The organism is Streptomyces sp. NPDC040610 (assembly GCF_055594065.1).
Map to the genome: position 1 here is coordinate 281487 of NZ_JBVIXA010000003.1, position 22733 is coordinate 304219.

A 22733-nucleotide genomic window follows, 5' to 3' on the forward strand; every position below is an offset into this window, starting at 1 on the left:
GTGCGTCCGTCAGCGGCGCGGTGAGTACGTGAATGGGGCGCCCCTCGGGGGAGGGGCGCCCCATTCACGTACCGCGGCTTACTGGTCCTGCTGCTTGCGCCGGTACATCGCGAAGCCGAGGCCCGCCGCGCCGAGCGCCGCCATGCCGCCGCCCGCGGCGACCAGCGGGGTGCCGTGCGAGGCGTTGCCCACGCCGTCGGCGCCCGCCTTGACGCCGCCCTGCGGCACCTTGGTGGAGCCGGTCGGCGTGGTCGGCTTGGCGCCGCTGCCGCCGGCGCGGCCCTCGACCCAGCCCTTCATGGTGCCGTCGGGGTTGAGGACGAAGTGGGCGCCGTTGTGCTGCCCGTACGCGGCCTTGTTGCCGTGCTGCTTGAGGGTGTCCCAGACGATCTTCTTGCCGCCGCTCGGGGACTTGGCGATCATGTCGGCCTCGTACCCGCCCTTGGTCTTGTAGACCTTGGCGTCGAAGCCGGTCCTGCCGAGGTTCGTGTACTCGCGCACGAAGGTGCGCTTCTTCGCGGGCTGCGGCTTGGGCTTCGGCGGGGTCGGCTTGCCGGTCTTGGTGACGGTGCCGTCGGCGGTGAGTGTGAAGACACAGCCGCCGATCCTCGTGGAAGCGGGCTTGATGTACGCCTGCACGGAGCCCTTGGCCTTGCCGTTCAGGAAGATCTGGGCCTTGGCGCTGCGGGCGGAGGCGTTCACGTCGACCTTGGCGGTCCAGCCGTGGCCGAGGGAGACGGTGCCCTTGGACACCCACCCGCCGGGCACCGGCTTGTCCTTGTCGCGGTTGTCCTGGTCGCCGCTGCCGGACTTGGTGACGGAGCCGTCCGCGGCCAGCGTGAAGGTGTAGCCGTCGATCTTCGTGCTCGCGGCGGCGCCGTCGGCGTTCAGGGAACCCTTGGGGGTGCCGTCGAGGGAGAGCTGCGCCTTGGCGGCACGCGCGGAGGCGTTCACCTCGACGTCCGCGGTCCAGCCGCCGCCCAGCGAGACGGTGCCCTTGGACTCCCAGCCGCCGGGGACCGGCTTGTCGGGGTCGGTCTTGTCGTCGGGGCCGGTCTTGTCGTCGGGCGTCGTCTTGTCGTCGGGCGTCGTCTTGTCGTCCGGGCCCGGCGTCGGGGTGACCTCGTCGTCGGGCTTCGGGGGCGGCGTGACCTCGCCGTCCGGCTTCGGCGCGGGGGCGCCCTCGTCGTCCGGGGCGACATGGGACCGCGGGGCGGACGGTGCGTCCGCGAACGCCGCGGTGGTGGGGACGGCGAGCGCGGCGATCGCGCCGGTGGCGATGGCGGCGGTGCGGATGGTGCGTCGGGTGGCGCGCATGGCGTGACTTCCCTCGTGGCTGGCTTACGTACTGTCCGTCTTTGTGCCCCTTTGCGGTGGCGACGGATATGAAGCTACGGGCGCCATGTGTGCGTCATCCGTAGGGAACGTAACAACCGGCCGGATACCGTGACGCGGAACCGTAAAACGGTGAAAACCGCAGGTCAGGTGGGTTCTAGAGGGGGGTGGGGCGAAGGTCCTGAGAAGCTGCGGGACCAAGGTCCGGGGGTGGGGCGGGGGTGGGGAGCGGGGCGGTGACAGGGACCGCGACCGGGGCGGTGACGGGGGTCGGGGTCGGGGTCGGAAGGGAGACCGGTATCGCCACGGGGACCGGCACCGGGGCAGGGGCGGTGCCTCGCCCGTCGCCGTATCTCGCGTCGTCGTATCTCGTGCCGCCGTATCTCTCGTCGTGTCTCGCGGCGAGTCCGTCCTCGCTTCTGCCGCCGCCTCTGCCGCCTCTGCCGCCTCTGCCGCCGAGGAGCCAGTCCTGGTAGGCGGGGGCCTCCGCGGCGGCCTCCCAGTACGCGGACTCCAGCTCGCCGTAGACCGCGTCGAGCTCCGCCGTCGTGCGGGCGGCGACCAGGAGGCGGACGCCGAGCGGATCGCCGTACAGGGGTCTGACGGCCATGTCGGGTCTCGCCACCGAGGTGGGCTGGCAGACGGTGACGACCTCGCCGGTGGCGACCAGGGTGGCGGCGGTGAGGTAATCGCCGTGCAGGACGCGCGGGTTGAGCCCGGCCTCCCGCAGCACTCTTTGCAGTCCGTCCCATTCGCCGTCGACCGTCGGGTCCACCATCCAGCGGTCGGCGGCGAGGTCGGTGAGGTGGACGACGTCCTTGCGGGTCGCGGGATGGTCGGCGGCGAGCGAGACGAACTGCGGTTCGCGGTCGACGAGGACGCGTGCGCGCAGCCCGTCGGGGAGGCGCAGTGGACAGCCCTCGACCTCGTGGACGAAGGCGATGTCAAGCTGACCGGCGGCCACCATTTGCAGGAGCGCGTTCGCGGAGACGTCCATCTGGAGGGAGGTCTCGGTGCCCGGCATACGGTGCCGGAGGCGGCGCAGCCAGCCCGGTATGGCGCGGCTCGCGGTGGAGCCGATGCGCAGGTGCGGGGTGCCGTCCTCGGCGCGGGCGGCCGTGGCCCGGGCTTCGGTGACCAGGGCGCGCATCTCCACGACCAGGGGGCGGGCGCGGCTCAGGACGACGCGGCCGAGGGGGGTGGGGCGGCAGCCGGTGCGCTCGCGGGCGAACAGCTGGCCGCCGACGGCGTGCTCGATGCGGCGCAGCTGGGTGGTCAGGGAGGGCTGGCTCATGCCGAGTTGGCGGGCGGCCTTGTGCAGGCTTCCGGTGTCGGCGATGGCACAGAGTGCGCGGAGATGCCTGACCTCGAGCTCCATGGGCGTGAGACTAGAACGGCTGACGTGCTCACACCAGCCTCCCAAACCCCTACGGACCCCCACGAGTTGGCACGTATGACCGGTGTCCGGATGTGCGGCGATAGCACCGCCCTATCGCCATCTGCCATCATCCGCAGGCGCCGTGGCTCCCCGACACTCACGGATACCGAAACGTTCACCTTTCACCGAACGAGTAGGGAGCCCCCCACATGCACAAGCGTTATCTGTCCGTCGCCGCCGCCCTCGGCCTCGCCGCCGCCGCGCTCGGAACGTCGACCGTCGCCTCGGCCGCCGACTCCCCCCGGGCCGGTGCCGAGAAGTCCTCGGTGTCCACGGCCGCCTCCGTCGCCCGCTACCAGGGCTCCGGTGAAGAGGCCGCCGCGAACAAGGCGTTCTTCGAGGCGGTCGTCAAGGCCGTCGCCGAGAAGCGCGCCGCCAACCCGGGCGCCAGGGCCGTCACCGTGACGTACAACGCCTCGCAGGCTCCGTCCTTCCGTCAGCAGATCGCGTCGTCCACCTCCATATGGAACGCCGCCGTCACCAACGTCAAGCTCCAGCAGGGCACCAGTGGTGCGAGCTTCTCGTACCGCGAGGGCAACGACCCGCGTGGTTCGTACGCGAGCACCGACGGCCACGGTCGTGGCTACATCTTCCTCGACTACCGGCAGAACCAGCAGTACAACTCCACCCGCGTCACCGCCCACGAGACCGGTCACGTCCTCGGTCTTCCCGACAACTACCGGGGCCCGTGCTCCGAGCTGATGTCGGGCGGCGGCCCCGGCACGTCCTGCCAGAACGCCCAGCCCAACGCGGCTGAGCGCGCCCGCGTCAACCAGCTGTGGGCGAATGGCCTTGCCAAGGCGATGAAGCAGGTCCAGAAGCAGGGCTGACTCCGTGTCGGCCTGACCTGACCCTTCCCCGACGCCGCCCGTTTCGTGAGACCGGTGCTTCACCCCAGGTTTCGCGAAGCGGGCGGCGCGTCGTGTACGCGTACGCTGACCGGGATGATCCACACCATCGCTTTCGACGTCGGCGAGACCCTTGTCCGGGACGACCGTTACTGGGGAGCCTGGGCTGACTGGTTCCACGTGCCACGGCACACGGTGTCGGCGATCGTGGGTGCTGTCGTCGCTCAGGGCAAGGACAATGCCGAAGCGCTGCGACTGATCCAGCCGGGTATCGACATCAGGTCCGCCTATGACGCCCGTGAGGCGGCCGGACGCGGCGAGTACCTCGACGAGACGGATGTGTACGACGACGTCCGCCCCGCGTTCGCAGCACTGCGTGAGCAGGGCATCCAGATCATTGTCGCCGGTAACCAGACTGTGAAGGCAGGGGAGTTGCTGCGCGGCCTCGACCTGCCCGCCGACCTGATCGCCACCTCCGGCGAGTGGGGCGTCGCCAAGCCGGACCCACGGTTCTTCTCCCGCGTCGTCGAGGCGGCGGGTGTTCCGGCCGAGCAGGTGCTGTACGTCGGCGATCACCCGCAGAACGACGTCTTCCCGGCTCGCCGGGCGGGGCTGCGCACCGCGCACCTCCGCCGGGGCCCGTGGGGCCACCTCTGGGCGGACGATCCTCAGGTGGTGGCGGCTGTCGACTACAGGATCAACGGGCTGTTGGACCTACTGCGGATCGTCCCCGGCTGACTCGAAATACCCCTACGTGTCCTGCGGGTCGGGTGCGGCTGATCGCATATCCCGTATGAGGCCGCATGAGTACCGTTCGAGGGGGATGCCTTGAACGGAGCCAGCCATGCCTGCACCCACCGACCACATCGGCCTGCGCATCGCGGCGGCCCGCAGGGCCAAGCGCCTCACCCAGGCCGACCTTGCCCGAGCGAGCTATCTTTCACTGTCGGAGATCAAGAAGATCGAGCAGGCACGCCGCACGCCCAGCGACAACGCCCTTGAGTCGATCGCGGCAGCACTGGGTGTCGACGCGACCCGACTGGAACGTGGCCACACCGGCACCGAGCGCCGTGTCCACGCCGCCCTGCCGGCCATCTCGCAGAGCATCGCCGCGTACGACATCGACGTCTTGTCACCGAGGCGCGGCCTTCTCGAACTGCAGGCAGCCACGTCGGAAGCGGTGAACTGGCGGCTCGGCGCGCAGTACGGCCTCATCGCCCGTCATGTCCCGGAACTCCTGGCCGATACGCTCGCGCTCCTCCACACGTCCCACGGTGCCGAGCGGCAGCAGGCCGCCCGCCTCGTGGCCGCTGCGGCGCGCACTGCGGACGCACTCGCCTACAAGTACGGCGCGCGTGACCTGTCGGCCCGTCTGATCGAGCTGATGCGGTGGGCCGACGGTCACCTCGGCGACCCGCTCCTCACCATGTGCGTCGCCTATGTACGCACCGAGACCTTCTTCAAGGCCCGCGCTCACACGGCCGGTCTGCGCGCACTGGAGGCCGCCGTCGACGCCGCCCCTGCCTTCGGTACAGACGAGGCGAGGGCCTGTCGCGGGGCACTCCACATGCGCGCCGCCGTCATCGCGGGCCGTGCCGAAGACGCGGCAGCGGCCGAACTCCATCTGGCGGAGGCCCGCAGGCTGGGGGACACAGTTCCAGAAGGCACCTATCTCGGCACGGCCTTTGGACCCCAAAGCGTGCGCATCCACGAGGTGTCGGTGGCCGTGAGCCTCGGTCCCGACCACGTGGACCGCGCCTTCGCGGTGGCCGAGTCGTGGAACCCGTCCGTCGATCTTCCCGCCGAACGCCGCTCCGGTTTCTGGATCGAGCTTGCTCGCGCCCAACTGTGGGGCGGGCGTATGGACGACGCCTTCGATTCCCTCAAGACGGCCCGCGCCATCGCACCCCAGCACACCCGCGAGCACCCGTGGGCGAGGGAGACGGCGGGCACGCTGCTGCGGCTCAGGCGCGTCGACGAGGAGAGCCTGGCCCGCTTCGCGGCGTGGACCGGAGCCGTGTGACGTCAGCCTCCCGGGGGAATTCCAGGGACACAGCCTGTGTCCCTGGCCGCCCTTCCCGGAACCCATGATCTGTCCACCGGCATGGGAGGGAGCCGCACATGGACGGCATGGGCACCGGTACACCGACGCCTGACAGAGGTGCGGTTTGCGATTGGCTTGCGAAGGCACACCCGGTGCCGCGGCAGGCCATGGCGGAGTGGGCGAACCACGGAGTGGCGCTGCTGCCGCTCGGCGCGCGATTCGACGCTGTACGCGTCCCGGCGTCGCGCATCCACGCTGCGGTAGGCAGCGACGAACCGAGAGTGGTGGCGGGGACACTCGGCGAGTGGCTGCACGGACCCGTCATCCGTAACACGAGGACGGGACAGGGCACGTACTACGTACTCGTGGCCCTGGACGCGGAATGGGCGGGCGCGGAGGATCGTCTCGGCGCGGGCACGTATCTGGCTGTGCCGCGTGTCGGTGAGCAGGTCTCACCGGTCACGTACTGGGTGGTCCGGCCGTTTCGCCGAGGCGGCCTGTGCGACACGGCTCACCTTGCCGCGCTCCTCGCCGTCGCCGGGACGGCGGAGACGGGAGCGGGTCGATGAACCTCCCGCTGCCTGCGTCTCACCTTGATCAGCAGGTCCAGGAGGCGTACGAGGCCTGCCTCCGGCACGTGGACAACTGCGCCGACTGCCAGGGCGAGATGGACTGCTGCGAGGGTGCCCGCCTGCGTCAGGAACAGCGAGCGGCGCAGCGGTCCTGCCTGCGCGAAAGCGCTGGGGAGGGTGCTGCCTCACCCCCGGGGTGACGCCACCGCGCGGGCCGCGCCGACCTCCTGGCGCAGCGGCTCCAGGACGCTGTCCTTGGAGCCGGTGAACTCCACCGGTACCGGTACGAGGACTTCGACTTCGCGCAGGGCCTCGGCCAGTTCGCTCAGTTGGCGCGAGACCTCCCCGACTTCCCCGGCCCCGGGCGCCTCGGCGCCGTGTCGTACCCGTACCCGCGCCGCGGTCGTCGCGTCGACGATGCGTTCGACGGCCACGACGAGGGGCCACCACGCGGCGGCACGCGCGCCGGTCGGCGGGGGTTCGGTGAGGGCGCGCTGGAACTCGGTGCGGATGTCGGAGAGGTCGCGGTAGAGGCGGCGGCGCATGCGGGCCCGGGCGGCCGGGGCGGTGGCGTCGGAGCCGGGGCCGAAGGCGCATTCGACGTAGCGGGCCGTGTCGGAGACGGCGTCGGCCAGGCGGTCGCCGATGCGGGTGTGCCAGCTCTCCGGCCAGAGGAGGTAACCGGCGACCAGGGCGATGGCGCAGCCGATGAGGCTGTCGACGAGGCGCGGCACGACGAGCCCGAAGCCCTGGTGGTTGAGGACGTCGGACAGCAGCAGGATGACGGGTGTGATGGCGGCTGTCTGGTAGCCGTAGCCGCGTGGGGTGAGTGCCGGGATGAGGGTCGCGAGGACCAGGACCACGGGGACGTCCCACCAGCCGCGTTCCACGGCCGAGAGGACGGCTGCCGCCACGACCAGGCCCACCGCCGTGCCGAGCGCCCGCAGGACCGCCCGCGAGAACACCGAGCCGAAGTCGGGCTTGAGGACGAACGTGATGGTCAGGGCCACCCAGTACGAGCGCGGTACGTCGATGAGGGACACCAGCGCCTGGGCGATGCCGATGCACAGGGCGAGACGCAGGCCGTAGCGCCAGGACGCCCCGGAGAGGATGACGTTGCGGGTGGCGCGGCGGGCGCGGACCCGCAGTGCGGCCGGGCGGCCGAGGCGGTCCTCGGCGTGCACGACGGTGAGCGGGTCGGGGTCGGCGAGGGTGTCGGCGGCGTGCCGCAGGGCGTGGTGCACGGCGCGGGCGGCGGCGCCGTGCGGCTCGGGGAGTTCCTCGGGCAGGCCGAGGTCCGCGTAGCCGGTGCCTTCGCCGCGTTCGCCCCGTTCCCCGCGCTCCACGGCCTTGGCCAGCTCCCGCATGGCGGCGGGGAGTTCGGGCGGGAGCTTCTCGCCGTACCGGTGGGCGACCGGGGCGGCCTCCACGACGGGGGTGACGGCGTTCAGTTCGGCGATCAGGCGGACCAGGTCGGGGCTGCGTCCGTGGTCGCGGGTGCGGCGGGCGAGGACCAGGTCGTAGGCCTGGTTGAGGGACGCGGTGACGGCCGCGCGGGCCCGGTCGTACGCCTCGTCGTCGCCGTCGCCGGTGCCCGCGGCGTCCAGGAGGGCGGCGGCGTTCCGGTACGTCGCGGCGACCGCGGCGCGTTCCGGTACGCCCGATCGCAGGGGCCATGCCAGGAGGGCCAGGGCGAGGACCAGGAGGCCGCCGCCCGTCATCAACGCCGGTGCCAGCCACCACTCGCCGGGGAGCGGGAGGCCCGCCCCGATCACACAGTTGAGCAGCAGCAACAGTCCCGATACGGACGCGACCGCGCCGATCGTCGACATCATCCCGGAGACCAGGGCGACCAGGGTCACCGCTGCCACCGCCGTCCAGCCGTGGCCGAAGACGAGGGCTCCCAGGGTGACGCCGAGGGCGCCGAACAGTTGGGGTACCGCGATGTTGAGGATGCGCATGCGGTACGCGTCCGCCGTGTCGCCGATCACGCCCGACAGGGCGCCCATCGCCGCCAGTGCGCCGTACGTCGGTTTCCCTGCCGCCGTGCCGATCGCCAGGGGCAGCGACATTCCGATCGCCGCCCGGGTGACGGCCGCCCACGGAATGGGCGCGGGTTGCGGTTTGAGCGACCTGACCAGCCAGTCGGGAGGGGTGAGGGTGCGGTGCCGCATGGGGCCATTATCGCCGGGGGTGGGTGAGCTGGGGCGATGCGGGTGGGGTGCCCTCGCGGGGGCGCCCCAGTCCCACCCCTTCTCCGAAACCGGGGCTGCGCCCCTGGACCCCGCGGGTGGGACTCCCCTCCGGGTGGGACGGGGGCACCGCCGATCGGCGCTCCGCGCCTCGTCCTCAAGCGCCGGACGGGCTGAGACTTCGCCGGGGCGGGCCGGTAGGCGTCGGTGGGGTGGGGCCGTGGGTGCCGGTGGGGTGAGGCTGTGGGTGCCGGGCTGTTGGTCAGGCTGTGGACAGGTGGGGCGGGTGGGTGGGGAAGAGCCCGTCGTGGGGTTCCCCCCGGCTCGGGACGGCGACGGCCGCCCGGCGCGGGGAGAGCGCGGGGCGGCCGTCGGTGCGGTGGGCCCGGGCACGGGGCCCGGGGCCGTGGGCTCAGAGGCCGGGCTTCGGGGCCGTGGCAGCGGCCTCGTCGGCGGCGGGCGCGGCAGCACCCACCGATTCCGTACCGGCCTCAGGGGCCACCACCGCGTCTGTGGGGGTGCGGTCCTTCATCAGCAGCAGCGAGAGGGCCGCGGCGACGAGGACTCCGACGGCGCCGACCACGAAGCTCGTGGACATCGCCTCGGTGAAGGCGTCACGGGCGGTGTGGACGAGGGCGGTGTTACCGGTGCGCGCGGCCTCGGCGAAGGCCTCGACGATGGATTCGTCGGCCTTGCCGGGGACGTCGGCGGGCATCTCGTTGCCGTACGTGTGGGACAGGATGGAGCCGAGGACGGCGACGCCGAGGGCCGCGCCGGCCTGCTGGACGGTGTCGTTGAGGGCCGAGCCGACGCCGGCGTGCTCGGCGGGGACGGCGCCCATGAGGGCGGCCTGCGCGGCCGGCATCGCCAGGCCGCCGCCCATGCCCATGAGCACCATGGCGACGGTGACCATGCCGAAGCCGTCACCGGGCTGGAGCGTGGTGAGGGTGAAGAACCCGGCGGCGGTGATGGTCAGACCGAGGGCCACCATCACGCGGTTGCCGACCTTCTGGCCGAGCGTGGCGCCGAGGGTGTTGAAGATCAGGGAGGCGATGGCGAGCGGCGCGAAGGCCCAGCCGGTGTCGGTGGGGGAGTACTCAAGGACGAACTGGAGGTACTGGCTGAGGACCAGCATCAGGCCGCCGTTGGCGAAGGTCAGGAGCACGATGGAGAAGCTGGCCCCGGTGAAGACGCGGTTGCGGAAGAGGGACAGCGGCACCATCGGCTCGGCCACGCGGGTCTCCCAGAAGCCGAAGCCGACGAGGCAGAGCACGGTCACGATCGCGGCGACGTACACCTTCGGGTCCTCAAGACCCACCTTCGGCCACTCGGTGATGGTCCAGACGAGGGCCACCATGCCGACGACCGACAGGATCATGCCGACCGGGTCGGCCTTGCGCCAGGGCCCCTTGGACTCGGGCATCAGGACGACCGCGGCGACGATGGCGAGCACGGCGATCGGGACGTTGATCAGGAAGACGGCGCCCCACCAGAAGTGACCGATCAGCGCGCCGCCGAGGACCGGTCCGCCGACGAGGCCGACCATCGCCACGGCGCTCCAGGCCGCGATGGCCTTGGGCCGCTCGTCCTCGTCGAAGACGGTGATGAGGATCGACAGGGTGCTCGGCATGATCAGCGCGCCGCCGACGCCCATCAGGACGCGTCCGGCGATCAGCTGCTCGGGCGAGTCGGCGACCGTGGCGAGCAGCGAGGCCGCGCCGAACAGCACCAGGCCGATGATCATCACCTTGCGGCGCCCGAACCGGTCCGAGAGCGATCCGGAGGTCAGCAGGAGTCCGGCGAACACCAGCATGTACGAGTCGAGGATCCACTGGAGGTCCGAGGCGCTCGCGTCCAGGTCCTCCGCGATCGGCGGGACCGACACGGTCAGCACCATGTTGTCGACCACCAGGACCAGCGTGCTCAGGCAGAGCACGACCAGGATCAGCCACCGCTTCGGATCCCGCGCCACCGCCTTCGCGGCCGCTGCCTTCGTTTCCGACCCGTCCATTCCGGACCTCCCCAATGGGTGATTCACGAGTGATTCACGCGCACTTCCGCACGGCGTTCGCCGACTCCGCACACTGTACGTACGCCGCACAGTGTTCGCAACCCCCGAACGGCGTGCGCCCGCTGCGCTAGGGTGGAGGCGACGAGACGCACTCGCCGAGCAGAAAAGGGGTGGCCGCATGCCACGCGCCGCGCAGCCGACCAAGCCGTCGTCCGACCCGTCGACCGGATCCGTGTGGACCCGTCCGCCGCGCTCACGCCGCGAGCAGCCCGCGCTCAGCCGCGACCAGATCGTCGCCGAGGCCGTCGCCCTGCTCGACGCCGACGGCATCGAGGCGCTGAGCATGCGCAAGCTCGGCACCCGCCTGAACGCCGGGGCCACCTCGCTCTACACGCACGTGTCCAACAAGGACGAGCTGATCGAGCTGGTCGTGGACCAGGTCTACGGCGAGATCGAGGTGCCGAAGGCCGCCTCCCGCGCCGAGTGGCGCGCGGCCGCCCTGGAGTGCGGCAACAACGTGCGCTCGGCGATCCTCGGGCACCCCTGGATCGCCTCCGTGCTCGGCGAGATGGGCATGTCGTACCTGGGGCCGAACATGATGCGGCTCACCGAGGACATGCTGGAGCTCTTCGAGTCCGGCGGCTTCGACCTGGACCAGGGCGAGATGGCGCTCAAGACCATCTGGTCGTACGTCCTCGGCATCGCCGCCACCGAGGCCGCCTGGATGACGGCGCTCGCCCGCAGCGGCCAGAGCGAGGACGAGTGGCTCGCGGGGATGGCGTCGATCGCCGAGCAGGCCATGGCGCCCTACCCGCGCATGCGGCGCCTGCACGCCGAGCAGACCTCGGGCGGCGTGGGCGAGACCCGCCGCAGCAACTTCGACCAGGGGCTCGACTGCATCCTGGACGGCCTTGAGGCCCAGCGCAGGGGCTAGGACCCCGGCCGGGGGCAGGCCCGGGCGGGGGTGCGGTCCGCGTGCGGTCGGCGCCCCGAATGGCCCGCCCCACCTGGCCCTTCGTCCGGCCGCGCCAGAGGCTCGGACCATGGATTCTGCACAGCGCGACGCACAGCGCGACGCACGGCGCGGCACCGCATCCGCGGTCTCCGGCCCCACCCTGTTCGCCGGTGTCCTGATGCTCGTCAACGGCGTCCTCGGCGTCCTCGCGGGCATCACGGGCATCGCGAAGGACGACGTGTACGCCCGCCTCGGCGACTACGTCTACAAGTTCAACCTCACCACCTGGGGCTGGGTCCACCTGGTGCTCGGCATCGTGGTCGCGGTCACCGGGTGGGGCGTCCTCAAGGGCATGGAGTGGGCCCGGGGCGCGGGCGTGGGGCTCGCCGCGGTGAGCATCGTCGCCCAGTTCCTGTGGCTGCCGTACACACCCCTGTGGGCGCTCGTCTCGATCGCGCTCGGCATGTTCGTGATCTGGGCGCTGTGCACGGACGGGTCGGCGGCGAACGGGTCGGGTGCGGATCGTCCTGGTACGGATCGTCCCGATGCGGATCATCCCGGCATGGACCGTCCCGGCGCGGACCGTCCTGGCGCGGACCGTCCCGGCGCGGACCGTCCTGGCGCGGACCGTCCCGGCGCGGCCCCCGGCCTGTGAACCCGCCCGCCGCCGCCCTCGGCGACCAGCTCGTCGCCAAGTGGACCTCGCCGCAGGGCGCGCGGCTCCGCGCCGCGGGCGTGAAGATCGTCGACGGTCTGCTCGAACTCGGCCCGCTCACCCGCGAGCGGGCCGGGCGCATGCTCGGCTGGCCGCCGCACGAGGTCCTGCCCCGCTTCGAGGCCATGGACTTCCGCCTGGAGACCGACCCCGACGGCAACATCATCGGCGCGGGCGTCTCCCTGAACGCCGACCGCCCCCACTCCATGGAGCTGCGCGGCCGCACCGTACGCGGCTGGTGCGCCCTGGACGCCCTGATGTTCCCCGTCGTCCTCGACGAGTCCGTCTCCCGGATCAGCTCCCGCTGCGCCACCACCGGCGAGCCCGTCCACGCCACCGTCACCCCGTCCGGCGTCCGCGACGTCCACCCCGCCACGGCCGCCGTGACCCTGGCCCCGGCCACCGGCGCCGACATCCGCGAGGTCTTCTGCGACCGCGTCAACTTCTACGCCAGCGAGGCCCTGGCGACGGACGCGACCCTCCAGGACACGGACTTGGCGGTGTGCTCGACGACGGAGGCCTGGACGGTCGCCAAGCGCCTGGCCGACCTGTTCTGACCAGGGCGGGTGGCCGCGTGGGACCGGCGGTCTAGAACGCCGCAGGCCCCCCGTTCGCGGCAAGGACGTCCCGCACCGTCCGAATGAACGCGTCCCCGCGGGACCCCTGACTCCCGGTCCGCCACACCAGCGCCACATCCGCCGTCGGCAGGTCGTGCACGGGCACGAACACGACGTCCGGCCGCGCGTAGTACGTCTCCACGGAGGCGATGACCGGGGATACCCCCTGCCCCGTGGCGACGAGGGTCATCAGCTCCTGGAACGTCGCCACCGCCTGCCCGCGGCGGATCTCACGGCCGCTCGGCGTGCGCGGCGGCACATGGAAGTCCCACCAGTACGCGGGCGCGCCGCCCGCCACCCGGAAGAACGTCTCGCCCGCCAACTCCTCGAAGGACAGGGAGGTCCGGCCGGCGAAGCGGTGGCCGACGGGCACGGCGAGGGCACGGTGTTCGGTGATGACGACGGGGCCCACCGTCAGGTCGGGCTCCTCCACCGGCAGGCACGTGAACAGCACGTCGATGTCGCCCGCACGCAGCGCCCCCAGCGGATCCTGGAACTGCGTCTCGCGCATCCGCACCTCGCACCCGGGGCACCGCTCCCGGAACAGCTTCAGGATCGGCTGCGTGAGCGACCCGGCCCCGGAGCCGAGGAAGCCGACGCCCAACTCCCCGTCGATGCCGCGCGCCTGGTCCTTGGCGCGGGCCACGGCCTCCTCCATCTGGTGGTGCAGCGGCGCCAGCTCGTCGTACAACTGCCGTCCCAGCGGGGACATCCGCACCACGCGGCTGGTGCGTTCGAAGAGCGGGGCGCCGATCTTGCGCTCCAGCTTCTTCACGGTCTGGCTGACCCGCGCCTGCGAGAGCAGCAGACGCTCGGCGGTGCGGCCGAAGTGCAACTCCTCGGCGAGGGTCAAAAAGGTCTGCAGTTCCTGGCGTTCCATGGCTCGCTCCCCCTTGCGTAAGGCCTGAGAACGGCAACACCGGCAGGCCCTCGCATCCTTCCCCGCCCGTCCGACCTGCATCGATAAGCCTCGGCGTCGAGATCGTTTCACGGATCGCCGTTGATGGTCCCGTGCGATCGGCGGATCTTTGAGGAGTCGGAGCGGCAAGCCCGCCGCACCGGCTCAGGAACCGGGAGAACCCGGTGCCGCCGTGCCAACCTCCAGGAGCACCCCATGTTTTCGCGTACCCGCACCCTCGCCGTCGCTGTCGCCCTCGCCGTCACCGCCGGGACCGCTGTCGCCGTCGCCCAGGCCTCCGACGGCGGCGCGGGCCAAGGCCGCCACGCGGCCGGGAAGGGGGTCGCCTGGTCCGCCGCCTGGGCCGCTTCGCCGCAGCGGCCGAGCACCGGCTTCAAGGCCAACTGGTCCGAGGCGGGCTTCGACAACCAGACCGTGCGGCAGGTCGTCCGCGTGACCGAGAAGGGCGACAGAGCCCGCATCCGCCTCTCCAACGCCTACGGCGCGTCCCCGCTGCACATCGCGAGCGCCACCGTCGCCCGCACCGAGGGCGGCAAGGGCGCGGGCGTCGAGCGCGGCTCGGTGCGCACGCTGACCTTCGGCGGGAAGAAGTCGGTGACCGTCCCGGCGGGCGGCCAGCTCTCCAGCGACGCCGCCGGACTCGACCTGGACCGCTTCGAGTCCGTCACCGTCACCCTGCACCTGGCCCGCACCACCGGGCCCGCCACCTTCCACTCGCAGGCCTTCGCGACCAGCTACCGGGCCGACGGCGACCACACCCGCGACACCGGCGCCGAGGCCTTCAAGGAGTCGACCGAGTCCTGGTACTACCTGTCCGGCGTGGACGTGGCCGACAGCCGCAAGGACGGCGGGCACGCCTCGAAGCGGGACGGCGTCGTCCTCTTCGGCGACTCCATCACCGACGGCTTCGCCTCCTCCACCGACCTCAACCGCCGCTGGTCCGACGCGCTCGCCGAGCGCCTCGCCAAGTCCGGCGAGCCCCGGCCCGTCGTCAACTCCGGCATCGGCGGCAACATGGTCCTCAACGACTCGGCCTGGTACGGCGCCAAGGGCACCGGGCGCATCGGCCGCGACGCCCTCGACCTGCCCGGCGTCGGCACCGTCGTGATCCTCGAAGGCCTCAACGACATCGGCTTCAGCGAGACCGACAAGCCCACCTACAAGCCCGCGCCGATCGTCAGCGCCGACGAACTCATCGCCGGGCACCGCAAGTTGATCCGCGCCGCCCACGACAAGGGCCTGAAGGCCGTCGGCGCGACGCTGCTCCCGCTCGGCGGCTCCGACCACTACGGCGAGCGCGCCGCGGCGGTCAGCGACAAGTTCAACGAGTGGGTGCGCACGTCGGGTGAGTACGACGGCTACGTCGACTTCGACAAGGCCCTCGCCGACCCGAAGAACCCCGAGCGGATCCGGCCGTCGTACGACAGCGGCGACCACCTGCACCCGAACGACGCCGGGTACGCGGCGATGGCGCGGGCCGTCGACCTCGGCTCGCTCTGAGAGCCCGGCTGAGCACGGCGGCGCGCGCGGCCGGGGCGGTTGGTCCGCCCCGGCCGCTCCGTCGTGCCCGGGCCCTCCGGAATGCCCGGACCGCGGGACCGTACGGTCACTCCCGCGTGTAGAAGCGGTAGAACGTCATCGCGAACACGCTCGCGGCCACCACCCCCGCCATCCCCACCGACCGCAGCACACTCGCGTCGGTGAGGCTGTACAGGAAGCCGAAGGACACGCCCGCCAAGGTCGCCCAGGCCGCGGCGCGCAGCTCGCGCGGCAGGGCGGGGGCGAGGCGGCGCACGGCCACGTAGAGCGCGCCGAAGGCGACGCCCGAGACCACGCCGAAGAGGACGTTTCCGCCGGTGATCGGTCCGCCGTCACGGTGGTTCGCGGCGGCCCAGAGGCCGTAGACGACGGCGAGGAGGGCGGGACCCGCCCAGGTGCCGGTGAGCGCGCGGATGCCGGGAAGGGTGGGGGTGCCGGGCGCTCCGTGTGCGGTGTGAGCCATGACGGCTCCTCTCTGCTCACGCCTTGCGGTGTACTGCGCACGCCTTGCGGCGTCCCATCAAGGAAACACCCGTTCGACCCCGCGCTCCACCGGAGCCCGTGCCACTCTGGGAATCGGCCACCCGTTCGGCGATGAGTTTCCGCCACGGGCCCGGTCTCCCCTCATGACGAGCCGCAGCCGAGCAGCCGACGAGCGGCCGACGATCCGCAATCGGAGGGCGCAGGGACATGAGCAGCAAGCAGCCGCACCGGGGCTCCGGGCCCGGTGGCCTGGCCATCGAGACCACGGGCCTGGTGAAGGTCTTCGGCGACAACCGCGCGGTCGACGGCGTCGACCTCGCCGTACCGGCAGGAACGGTCTACGGGGTCCTCGGGCCGAACGGCGCGGGCAAGACGACGACCGTGAAGATGCTGGCCACGCTCCTGCGCCCGGACGGCGGCGAGGCGCATGTATTCGGCCACGACGTGGTCCGCGACGCCGACACCGTCCGCGGCCTGGTCAGCCTCACCGGGCAGTACGCCTCCGTCGACGAGGACCTCACCGGCACCGAGAACCTGGTGCTCCTGGCCCGTCTGACCGGCCACGGAAGGAAGGCCGCGTACAGCCGCGCCGAACAGCTCCTCGACGCCTTCGGCCTCGGCGACGCCGCGTCCCGCCAGGTCAAGAACTACTCGGGCGGCATGCGGCGGCGCATCGACATCGCCGCGTCCATCCTCAACACCCCCGACCTGCTGTTCCTCGACGAGCCGACCACCGGTCTCGACCCGCGCAGCCGCAACCAGGTCTGGGACATCGTCCGCGCGGTCGTCGGCCACGGCACCACCGTGCTCCTGACCACGCAGTATCTGGACGAGGCCGACCAGCTCGCCGCCCGCATCGCCGTCATCGACAAGGGCAAGGTCATCGCCGAGGGCACCAAGGGCGAGCTGAAGGCGTCCGTCGGCGCGGGCTCGGTGCACGTCCGCCTGCGCCACGCCGAGCAGCGCCCCCAGGCCGAGGAGGTCCTGCGCCTCGCGCTCGACGCCCGGGTCCAGCTCGAACCCGACCCGGTCGCGCTCACCGCCCGCGTCGGCGGCGGCCCGGCGAACGGCCGGGGCGCGGCCGAGCAGGCCTCCCGGGCCCTCGCCGAACTGGCCCGCACCGGCATCACCGTCGACAACTTCTCCCTGGGCCAGCCCAGCCTCGACGAGGTGTTCCTCGCCCTGACCGGCCACACCAGCGCACCCGGTTCCCCCGACGGCGGCGGCCCGGACACCCCGCAGGACCTGAAGGAAGCCGAGGTCTCCCGATGAGCACCGCGACCACCACCGAGGCCCAGGACCTCGCGCCCGTCCGCACGGAGTCCCTGGCCGAACTGCTCATCGCCAAGGAGCGGCCGCCGCGCCCCAGCGCCCTCTCCACGTCCCTGACCTTCGGCTGGCGCGCCATCCTCAAGATCAAGCACGTACCGGAGCAGCTGTTCGACGTCACGGCGTTCCCGATCATGATGGTGCTGATGTACACGTACCTCTTCGGAGGGGCGCTCGCCGGATCCCCGCGCGAGTACATCCAGTACCTGCTCCCCGGCATCCTGGTGATGTCCGTCGTCATGATCACGATGTACACGGGCGTCTCGGTCAACACCGACATCGAGAAGGGCGTCTTCGACCGCTTCCGCTCGCTGCCCATCTGGCGGCCCTCGACGCTGGTCGGCTATCTCCTCGGCGACGCCCTGCGGTACGCGATGGCGTCCGCCGTGATGCTCACCGTCGGCATCATCCTGGGCTTCCGCCCGGACAGCGCGCTCGGCGTCCTCGGCGGCGTACTCCTGCTGCTCGTCTTCTCGTTCGCCTTCTCCTGGGTGTGGACGATGTTCGGGCTGCTGCTGCGCACCGAGAAGTCCGTCATGGGCGTCAGCATGATGGTGCTGTTCCCCCTGACCTTCCTCAGCGACATCTTCGTGAAGCCCGAGACCATGCCGGGCTGGCTCCAGGCCTTCGTCAACAACAACCCCGTCACGCACGTCGCCTCCGCCGTCCGCGGCCTGATGGCGGGCGACTGGCCCGGCGCCGACATCGCCTGGAGCCTCGGCTGGGCGGGGCTGCTCGTGGCGGTGTTCGGGCCGGTCACGATGCGGCTGTACAACCGCAAGTAGCCGTACGGGGCGGACCTTCGGCGGCGCGCCGTCGCCGTCCCACAAAGGCGGGGAATCCTGCCCCCATATGCAGTGACCCCGGTCGCGGCCCACGCGCCCGGGGTCTTGCCTTGAGGACGTGCTCCGACGTCCCCGCGCCGCCCTGTCCGCCGTGCTGCTCGTCCTCGCCTGCCTGCTCGTCCCCCTCGGCACGGTCTCGACCTGGGCGAAGTACGAGATCGAGGACACCGACGCGTACGTCGCCACGATGGCGCCCCTCGCCTCCGACCCCGACGTCCGCGCCTCCGTCGCCGACGCGGTGACGGACTCCGTGATGAAGGAGATCGACGCCGGTCCGCTGCGGTCCACCGTCGCCTCCTTCGTCCGCGACGCCGTGCACTCCTTCACCGAGACCGGCGCCTTCCAGGCCGCGTGGAACGCCGCCAACCGGGCCGCCCACGACGCCGTCCAGTCCGCCCTCACCCATGACTCCGACGGCGCCGTCACCATCGACCTCGCCCCCATCACCGAGCAGGTCAAACGGCAACTCACCGAGGAGGGCACGCCGTTCGCGAGCCGCATCCCGGTGCGGCACACCGAGGTCACCGTCATGAAGGCGCAGGACCTCAGCCACTTCCGGAAGGGCTTCCGCATGCTCCAGGTCGCCGGTCTCTGGCTGCCCGTCACCGCCGTGCTCCTCGCCGCGGGCGGCATCCTCCTCGCGGTACGCCGCCGCCGCGCCGTCACCGCCACCGCCCTCGGCACGGCCCTGGGCGCCGCCACCCTCACCGCCGCCATCGCCCTCGGCCGCGGCCTCACCCTCGACGACCTCCCCCCAGACGTCTCCCGCGCCGCCGCGGGCGCCGTCTACGACGCCCTCACCGCCACCCTGCGCACAGCGTCATGGGTGATCGTGGGAGTGGGGGTCGCGGTGGGGGTGGGGGCTTGGGTGAGCGGGCGGGTGGGGTGGGGGGTTGGCGGTGACGGGGGGTCGGCTGCGACTGGTGGGGGTTCGAACGAAGCCCGTGCCCCCTCCGCGACCAGCGAATCCGCCCCCTTCGGCGCCCCCCGCCCCGCGGACTCCCCGCCCTCGCGCAACCCCGCTCCCGCCCCTCCGCGTCCCTGAGGGAGGATCTGTTCTGAGGACGTGGCGAGTGCGGGCGTGCCGGTGACAGCCCCGCCGCCCCGGTGACGGAAGGGCGAACCTTGGAGCACGTGGCGGCAGCGCCCACCTCCCCCGAGGCCGAGTTCGACGGCTATGTGGACGAGCGGCGGCCGCGGAGCCACCGGGTGGCCGCCTGGAGCGCCGGGATCCTGCTCGTCGGCGTGAGCGCCGTCCTCGGGTGCCGCATCGCCGACACCGACGCCGTCACGCCTATACCGCAGGTCCTCGCCTTCCTGCCGTGGCTCCTCGTGCCCGCCGCCGCCGGGCTGCTGCTCGCCGCCCTCGGACGCTGGCGCGTCGGCCTGGTCTGGGCCGTGGCCGTACTCGCCGGACTCGCCTGGTTCATCGAGCCGTACGGCAAGCTGTCCGACCCGGACGGGCCGCCCGTCGCCGAGGTGCGGGTGCTCGCGTCCAACGTCGAGTTCGGACGCGGTACGCCGGGGCTGATCAAGGCGATACGGGAGCGTAAGCCGGACCTCGTCTTCGTCTCCGAGTGCGATCGGGCGTGCGACCGGAAGCTGCGGGACGCGCTGCCGGACTCCGCGTACCCCTACCGGGCGGCCGTCGCCTCCGCCGGGGACGACGGGGCCGACGGTTCGGTGATCCTCAGCAATGTGCCGCTGAAGGAGGCCGCCGGGGTGCGGGGGACGCTGGGGATGCCGGGGGCGGTGGCCGAGGTGAAGGGGATTCCGGTACGGGTGCAGCTCGCGCATCCGATGCCGCCGACGCCGGGGGACCTCGGGCGGTGGCGGGCCGAGTTGGGGCGGCTTCGGGACTACGCCGCCGCGGGGGACGGGCCCACGATCGTCGCCGGGGACTTCAACGCCACGCAGGACCACGCGGCGTTCCGCCGGGTCCTCGATGCCGGGCTGCGTGACGCTGCCCGCCTTTCCGGGGCATCCCGCACCCCGAGCTGGCCCACGGTGCTGCCGCGGCCGTTCGGGGCGCAGATCGACCATGTGCTGGCCTCGGGCGACTTCGCCGCGCACGACGCGCGGTTCCTGGAGATCGGGGACACGGATCATCGGGCCTTGCTGGTGGACTTGACGTTGCATCGGGACGGGGGCTGAGAGCCTTGCCGGGGGCTCCCCAATCCCACCCCTTCCCGAAACCGGGGCTTCGCCCCTGGGCCCCGGGGGTGGGTGTCCCCTTCGGGTGGGCCGGGGGGCGCCGCCGAATCGGCGCTCCGCGCCTCGTCCTCAAACGCCGGACGGGCTGAGAGGTGCCGGGCTCTTGCTCGGTCTGTGACTGGTTGGGGCGGGTGGGTGGGAGAAAGCCCGTCCGGCGCTTGAGGACGAGGCGCGAAGCGCCGACGAGCGGGGTCCAGGGGCGCAGCCCCGGTTTCGGAGAAGGGCGGGACTGGGGCGCCCCGCGAGGGTCACCACGTGGAGCGCGCACTCACCCCACCGTCAACCACCAGATCCACCCCCGTCACCCACCCCGCCGCGTCCGACGCGAGAAACACACACGCGGCCCCGACATCCTCGGGCCGCCCAAGCCGACCGAGCGGCGCGGCCCGCCCCCACCGCTCGACCCCGTCGGGCCACTCCGAGGCCAACGAGGGATGCCCGACGAGCCCGGGCGAGACGGAGTTGACCCGCACCCCCCGCCCCCCGTACTCGACGGCGGCAGCCCGGGCGAACATGATCAGCGCGGCCTTGGCGGCGGAGTAGTGCGCGTGCCCGACGGCAGGCTGATGCCCTTCGATGGACGCGATGTGGGTGACGCTGCCACCCCCGTCCTGCCCGGCCATGACCCCGACGGCGGCCTGCGTGCAGCAGAACGCACTGGTGACGTTGGCGTCGTACATCCCCCGCCAGTCCCCGGCGGACATCCCCGCGAGCCCCTGCACGGGCTGCACCCCGGCGTTGTTGACGAGCGAGTCGAGCCGCCCCCGCCAGCCGTACGCCTCCTCGACGAGCCGCCGGCACTCCCGCTCCTCGCCCAGGTCGGCGGCGACGACGAGGGCGTCACCGCCGGACTCCCCGATGTCCTCGGCCACTTCCCGGGCCCGCTCGACGCCTTTGTTGCAGTGCACGACGACCGCGGCGCCCGCCCGCGCGAAGGTGCGCGCGATGCCGCCGCCGAGGAGTCCGCTGGCGCCGGTGACGAGCGCCACCCGCCCCGCCAGTGAGGGCAGCCCGGCATCAGACACGACACAACCTCCGGATCAGTTCGGCTTGTTGGGGGTAGCGGGCGGCCAACGCGTCCGGATCCCCGCCCTCGTAGTCGGACTCCAGGAAGCCGGGAGCCATGGTCGTCCCGAACAGCGACCACTCGCCGCCGTCCCGCACCCGCGCCCCCATCCATGTGCCCGCGCGCACGACGAGCTGGAACTCCTCCCCGTCCCCGTCGCCCAGTATCCGCAGCTCGTCCGTCCCGTCGGGGTGGAGCAGCAGGAGGTCGAGGGGGTCGCCCTGGTAGAAGTGCCAGACCTCGTCGGTGGGGAGGCGGTGCAGTGCGGAGAAGTCGCCCGTGGCGGACGTCAGGAGCATGATGATCGCCGTCCCGGAGGGGTGGCCGGTCGCGGTGTCCGGCGGCCCGGCCCATGTCTGGCGGAAACGTCCGCCTTCGAAGGGCAGCGGCTCCAGCCCGTACCGGGCGATCAACTCCTCGGGCTTCACAGGGGATATCGCCATACCGCTCCCTCGCCTGCCTCTCCGTCGCCGCACTCGCACCAGGTGGTTCTGCCTGCACGCTCCGGCACGGTAACCCCCCACCGGCCCGCCACGGTCCCGACAAGCAGCAGCCCCCGTCCGTCTTCGGCCAGTTCACGGACGGAGGTTTCACCCGGGCGAAGGGCGCGATGGCCCGCGCTGGCCCCCGCACCCCTCCCGCCGCCCCGGCGCCCCGCTCACGTACTCCACCCGCACGGCCTCGCTCTCCCGCACGGTCCACAACGTGCCCCGGGACGGGCTCCAGTCCCGCCCCACGAGAAAGATCCGGTCCCCGGACACATAGAACAGCCGAAGCCCCGAGTACCGGTACCCGTACGCGCTGCCCCTGCCGCTCACGCGCTGGTCGCAGACCCCGTCGCCCCGGATCATCAGATCCTTCTCGCTGAAGACGACGACGCTGGGGAAGGCGGGGGTGTTCACCGCCCGGGTGGCCTCCTCGGCGCGGCCCCGGCCGACGATCCCGGCGTACGAGGTGACGGCCCAGAACAGCGAGAGCACGCAGAGGACGAGGGTGAGCGCCCAGACATGGAGCCGATGATGCTGCTCGGCGGCGTCGGGCCGGGTGTGGGCGTACCCCGTGGCGAGGAGACAGGGGATGGCGGTGAGGGGGATCGCCAGCTCGAAGAAGGCCGGGTGCAGGCGGTAGCAGGCGAAGAGGGCGACGGGAAGCAGCCAGCTCCAGCGCAGGCGCGGTACGAGGGACTCGGCGCGGCCGGGGTTCCTCGTGAGCCACGCGCGCAGGACGACGGCCGCGAGCAGCACGCCCACGACCAGCCAGGCGGGCAGGAACAGGGCTTGGACGCTGCGCAGCAGGTAGTCGCTGGTGGACAGGCGGAAGACGGAGTCGCGGAGTTCGAAGGCGCGGGTCTCGGCGTCGGTGCTGGCCCAGCCGAAGTAGAACAGGACGGCGGCGAAGAGGGAGACCAGGGAGCCGATGGTGCCGAGGAGCTCCATCCAGCCGGGGCGCGCGGGGCCGTCGGGTGCCGGGTCCGGCGGGGTCGGGGTCGGGGGCGGTGGTGGTGCCGGGGGCGGGGCGGGCGGAGCGGGGTCCGGGGCGGGTGCGGGCGCAGGCGTGGGGGTCGGCGCGGGCGTGGGGCTGGGGGGTGGCGTCGGCCCCGGGCGCAGGCTT

Annotated in this window: 19 protein-coding genes and 2 pseudogenes; 12 read left to right on the plus strand and 9 right to left on the minus strand. The window is 72.3% G+C overall.

Features of this window, described 5'->3' with window-relative positions; translation table 11 throughout:
- Window positions 1–78 precede the first annotated feature (78 nt).
- Together ACZ6AA_RS13890 and ACZ6AA_RS13895 are read right to left on the minus strand one after the other, a co-directional pair.
- The gene (locus ACZ6AA_RS13890; RefSeq protein WP_471458096.1) at window positions 79–1317 is read right to left on the minus strand and encodes a hypothetical protein; all 1239 of its coding nucleotides are present in this window, start codon (window positions 1315–1317) and stop codon (window positions 79–81) included.
- A 472-nt stretch (window positions 1318–1789) separates the two neighbouring features.
- Window positions 1790–2713: pseudogene (locus tag ACZ6AA_RS13895) on the minus strand (LysR family transcriptional regulator); the annotation flags it as partial.
- A gap of 209 nt (window positions 2714–2922) precedes the next feature.
- On the opposite strand from ACZ6AA_RS13895, the gene snpA reads away from it, so the two are divergent.
- From snpA to ACZ6AA_RS13915, 4 genes are all read left to right on the plus strand, one after another.
- Window positions 2923–3603, plus strand: a complete 681-nt coding sequence (gene snpA, locus ACZ6AA_RS13900; protein ID WP_468454144.1) for a snapalysin — start codon at window positions 2923–2925, stop codon at window positions 3601–3603.
- 114 nt (window positions 3604–3717) lie between these two features.
- Window positions 3718–4359: an HAD family hydrolase gene (locus ACZ6AA_RS13905; protein WP_468454146.1), complete on the plus strand. Its 642-nt coding sequence runs from the start codon at window positions 3718–3720 to the stop codon at window positions 4357–4359.
- Between the two features lie 106 nt (window positions 4360–4465).
- Entirely contained in the window at window positions 4466–5644 is a 1179-nt protein-coding gene (locus ACZ6AA_RS13910; RefSeq protein ID WP_468454148.1) for a helix-turn-helix domain-containing protein, read from the plus strand.
- 173 nt (window positions 5645–5817) lie between these two features.
- Window positions 5818–6234 carry a hypothetical protein gene (locus ACZ6AA_RS13915; RefSeq protein WP_468454150.1) on the plus strand — a complete coding sequence of 139 codons (417 nt, stop codon included), beginning with the start codon at window positions 5818–5820 and terminating at the stop codon, window positions 6232–6234.
- A 188-nt stretch (window positions 6235–6422) separates the two neighbouring features.
- Here the strand turns inward: ACZ6AA_RS13915 and ACZ6AA_RS13920 are convergent, their stop codons facing one another.
- Complete coding sequence (locus tag ACZ6AA_RS13920; RefSeq protein WP_468481594.1) at window positions 6423–8411, minus strand: FUSC family protein; 1989 nt, start codon at window positions 8409–8411, stop codon at window positions 6423–6425.
- A 430-nt stretch (window positions 8412–8841) separates the two neighbouring features.
- Complete coding sequence (locus ACZ6AA_RS13925; RefSeq protein WP_468481595.1) at window positions 8842–10440, minus strand: MFS transporter; 1599 nt, start codon at window positions 10438–10440, stop codon at window positions 8842–8844.
- A gap of 178 nt (window positions 10441–10618) precedes the next feature.
- Here ACZ6AA_RS13925 and ACZ6AA_RS13930 point away from each other — a divergent pair, with 178 nt between their 5' ends.
- From ACZ6AA_RS13930 to merB, 3 genes and pseudogenes are all read left to right on the plus strand, one after another.
- On the plus strand, window positions 10619–11374 hold the full coding sequence (locus ACZ6AA_RS13930) for a TetR/AcrR family transcriptional regulator (protein WP_468454156.1): 756 nt from the start codon (window positions 10619–10621) through the stop codon (window positions 11372–11374).
- Window positions 11375–11483: 109 nt separating this feature from the next.
- A pseudogene (locus ACZ6AA_RS13935) lies at window positions 11484–11894 on the plus strand (DUF7144 family membrane protein); the annotation flags it as partial.
- A gap of 152 nt (window positions 11895–12046) precedes the next feature.
- The gene (gene merB, locus ACZ6AA_RS13940) at window positions 12047–12667 is read left to right on the plus strand and encodes an organomercurial lyase (protein WP_471458100.1); all 621 of its coding nucleotides are present in this window, start codon (window positions 12047–12049) and stop codon (window positions 12665–12667) included.
- A gap of 31 nt (window positions 12668–12698) precedes the next feature.
- Here merB and ACZ6AA_RS13945 read toward each other — a convergent pair whose 3' ends face one another.
- Window positions 12699–13607 (minus strand): LysR family transcriptional regulator, encoded by a 909-nt coding sequence (locus ACZ6AA_RS13945; protein WP_471458102.1) that lies wholly within the window; start codon window positions 13605–13607, stop codon window positions 12699–12701.
- Between the two features lie 234 nt (window positions 13608–13841).
- On the opposite strand from ACZ6AA_RS13945, the gene ACZ6AA_RS13950 reads away from it, so the two are divergent.
- Complete coding sequence (locus ACZ6AA_RS13950; protein ID WP_471458104.1) at window positions 13842–15146, plus strand: SGNH/GDSL hydrolase family protein; 1305 nt, start codon at window positions 13842–13844, stop codon at window positions 15144–15146.
- Window positions 15147–15252: 106 nt separating this feature from the next.
- Here ACZ6AA_RS13950 and ACZ6AA_RS13955 read toward each other — a convergent pair whose 3' ends face one another.
- Window positions 15253–15648, minus strand: a complete 396-nt coding sequence (locus ACZ6AA_RS13955; protein ID WP_468454163.1) for a hypothetical protein — start codon at window positions 15646–15648, stop codon at window positions 15253–15255.
- Window positions 15649–15875: 227 nt separating this feature from the next.
- Here ACZ6AA_RS13955 and ACZ6AA_RS13960 point away from each other — a divergent pair, with 227 nt between their 5' ends.
- The 4 genes from ACZ6AA_RS13960 to ACZ6AA_RS13975 all read left to right on the plus strand — a co-directional run bounded on the left by ACZ6AA_RS13960 (window position 15876) and on the right by ACZ6AA_RS13975 (window position 19996).
- Window positions 15876–16940 carry an ATP-binding cassette domain-containing protein gene (locus ACZ6AA_RS13960; RefSeq protein ID WP_471458106.1) on the plus strand — a complete coding sequence of 355 codons (1065 nt, stop codon included), beginning with the start codon at window positions 15876–15878 and terminating at the stop codon, window positions 16938–16940.
- On the plus strand, window positions 16937–17782 hold the full coding sequence (locus ACZ6AA_RS13965) for an ABC transporter permease (protein ID WP_468454167.1): 846 nt from the start codon (window positions 16937–16939) through the stop codon (window positions 17780–17782). Before ACZ6AA_RS13960 ends, ACZ6AA_RS13965 begins: the two co-directional genes overlap by 4 nt.
- Before the next feature lie 118 nt (window positions 17783–17900).
- Window positions 17901–18887 carry a hypothetical protein gene (locus tag ACZ6AA_RS13970; protein ID WP_468454169.1) on the plus strand — a complete coding sequence of 329 codons (987 nt, stop codon included), beginning with the start codon at window positions 17901–17903 and terminating at the stop codon, window positions 18885–18887.
- A gap of 89 nt (window positions 18888–18976) precedes the next feature.
- Window positions 18977–19996 carry an endonuclease/exonuclease/phosphatase family protein gene (locus ACZ6AA_RS13975; protein WP_468454171.1) on the plus strand — a complete coding sequence of 340 codons (1020 nt, stop codon included), beginning with the start codon at window positions 18977–18979 and terminating at the stop codon, window positions 19994–19996.
- Between the two features lie 308 nt (window positions 19997–20304).
- Here ACZ6AA_RS13975 and ACZ6AA_RS13980 read toward each other — a convergent pair whose 3' ends face one another.
- The 3 genes from ACZ6AA_RS13980 to ACZ6AA_RS13990 all read right to left on the minus strand — a co-directional run bounded on the left by ACZ6AA_RS13980 (window position 20305) and on the right by ACZ6AA_RS13990 (window position 22558).
- Entirely contained in the window at window positions 20305–21081 is a 777-nt protein-coding gene (locus ACZ6AA_RS13980; protein ID WP_468454173.1) for an SDR family NAD(P)-dependent oxidoreductase, read from the minus strand.
- On the minus strand, window positions 21074–21565 hold the full coding sequence (locus tag ACZ6AA_RS13985; protein ID WP_471458109.1) for a cupin domain-containing protein: 492 nt from the start codon (window positions 21563–21565) through the stop codon (window positions 21074–21076). Before ACZ6AA_RS13985 ends, ACZ6AA_RS13980 begins: the two co-directional genes overlap by 8 nt.
- A gap of 147 nt (window positions 21566–21712) precedes the next feature.
- Entirely contained in the window at window positions 21713–22558 is an 846-nt protein-coding gene (locus tag ACZ6AA_RS13990; RefSeq protein ID WP_468454177.1) for a hypothetical protein, read from the minus strand.
- Window positions 22559–22733: the final 175 nt, after the last annotated feature.

Coding starts and splice junctions, on each gene's coding strand:
- ACZ6AA_RS13890 (WP_471458096.1), bottom strand. CDS start 1,317: ATGCGCGCCACCCGACGCACCATCCGCACCGCCGCCATCGCCACCGGC.
- snpA (WP_468454144.1), top strand. CDS start 2,923: ATGCACAAGCGTTATCTGTCCGTCGCCGCCGCCCTCGGCCTCGCCGCC.
- ACZ6AA_RS13905 (WP_468454146.1), top strand. CDS start 3,718: ATGATCCACACCATCGCTTTCGACGTCGGCGAGACCCTTGTCCGGGAC.
- ACZ6AA_RS13910 (WP_468454148.1), top strand. CDS start 4,466: ATGCCTGCACCCACCGACCACATCGGCCTGCGCATCGCGGCGGCCCGC.
- ACZ6AA_RS13920 (WP_468481594.1), bottom strand. CDS start 8,411: ATGCGGCACCGCACCCTCACCCCTCCCGACTGGCTGGTCAGGTCGCTC.
- ACZ6AA_RS13925 (WP_468481595.1), bottom strand. CDS start 10,440: ATGGACGGGTCGGAAACGAAGGCAGCGGCCGCGAAGGCGGTGGCGCGG.
- ACZ6AA_RS13930 (WP_468454156.1), top strand. CDS start 10,619: ATGCCACGCGCCGCGCAGCCGACCAAGCCGTCGTCCGACCCGTCGACC.
- ACZ6AA_RS13945 (WP_471458102.1), bottom strand. CDS start 13,607: ATGGAACGCCAGGAACTGCAGACCTTTTTGACCCTCGCCGAGGAGTTG.
- ACZ6AA_RS13950 (WP_471458104.1), top strand. CDS start 13,842: ATGTTTTCGCGTACCCGCACCCTCGCCGTCGCTGTCGCCCTCGCCGTC.
- ACZ6AA_RS13955 (WP_468454163.1), bottom strand. CDS start 15,648: ATGGCTCACACCGCACACGGAGCGCCCGGCACCCCCACCCTTCCCGGC.
- ACZ6AA_RS13960 (WP_471458106.1), top strand. CDS start 15,876: ATGAGCAGCAAGCAGCCGCACCGGGGCTCCGGGCCCGGTGGCCTGGCC.
- ACZ6AA_RS13965 (WP_468454167.1), top strand. CDS start 16,937: ATGAGCACCGCGACCACCACCGAGGCCCAGGACCTCGCGCCCGTCCGC.
- ACZ6AA_RS13985 (WP_471458109.1), bottom strand. CDS start 21,565: ATGGCGATATCCCCTGTGAAGCCCGAGGAGTTGATCGCCCGGTACGGG.
- ACZ6AA_RS13990 (WP_468454177.1), bottom strand. CDS start 22,558: ATGGAGCTCCTCGGCACCATCGGCTCCCTGGTCTCCCTCTTCGCCGCC.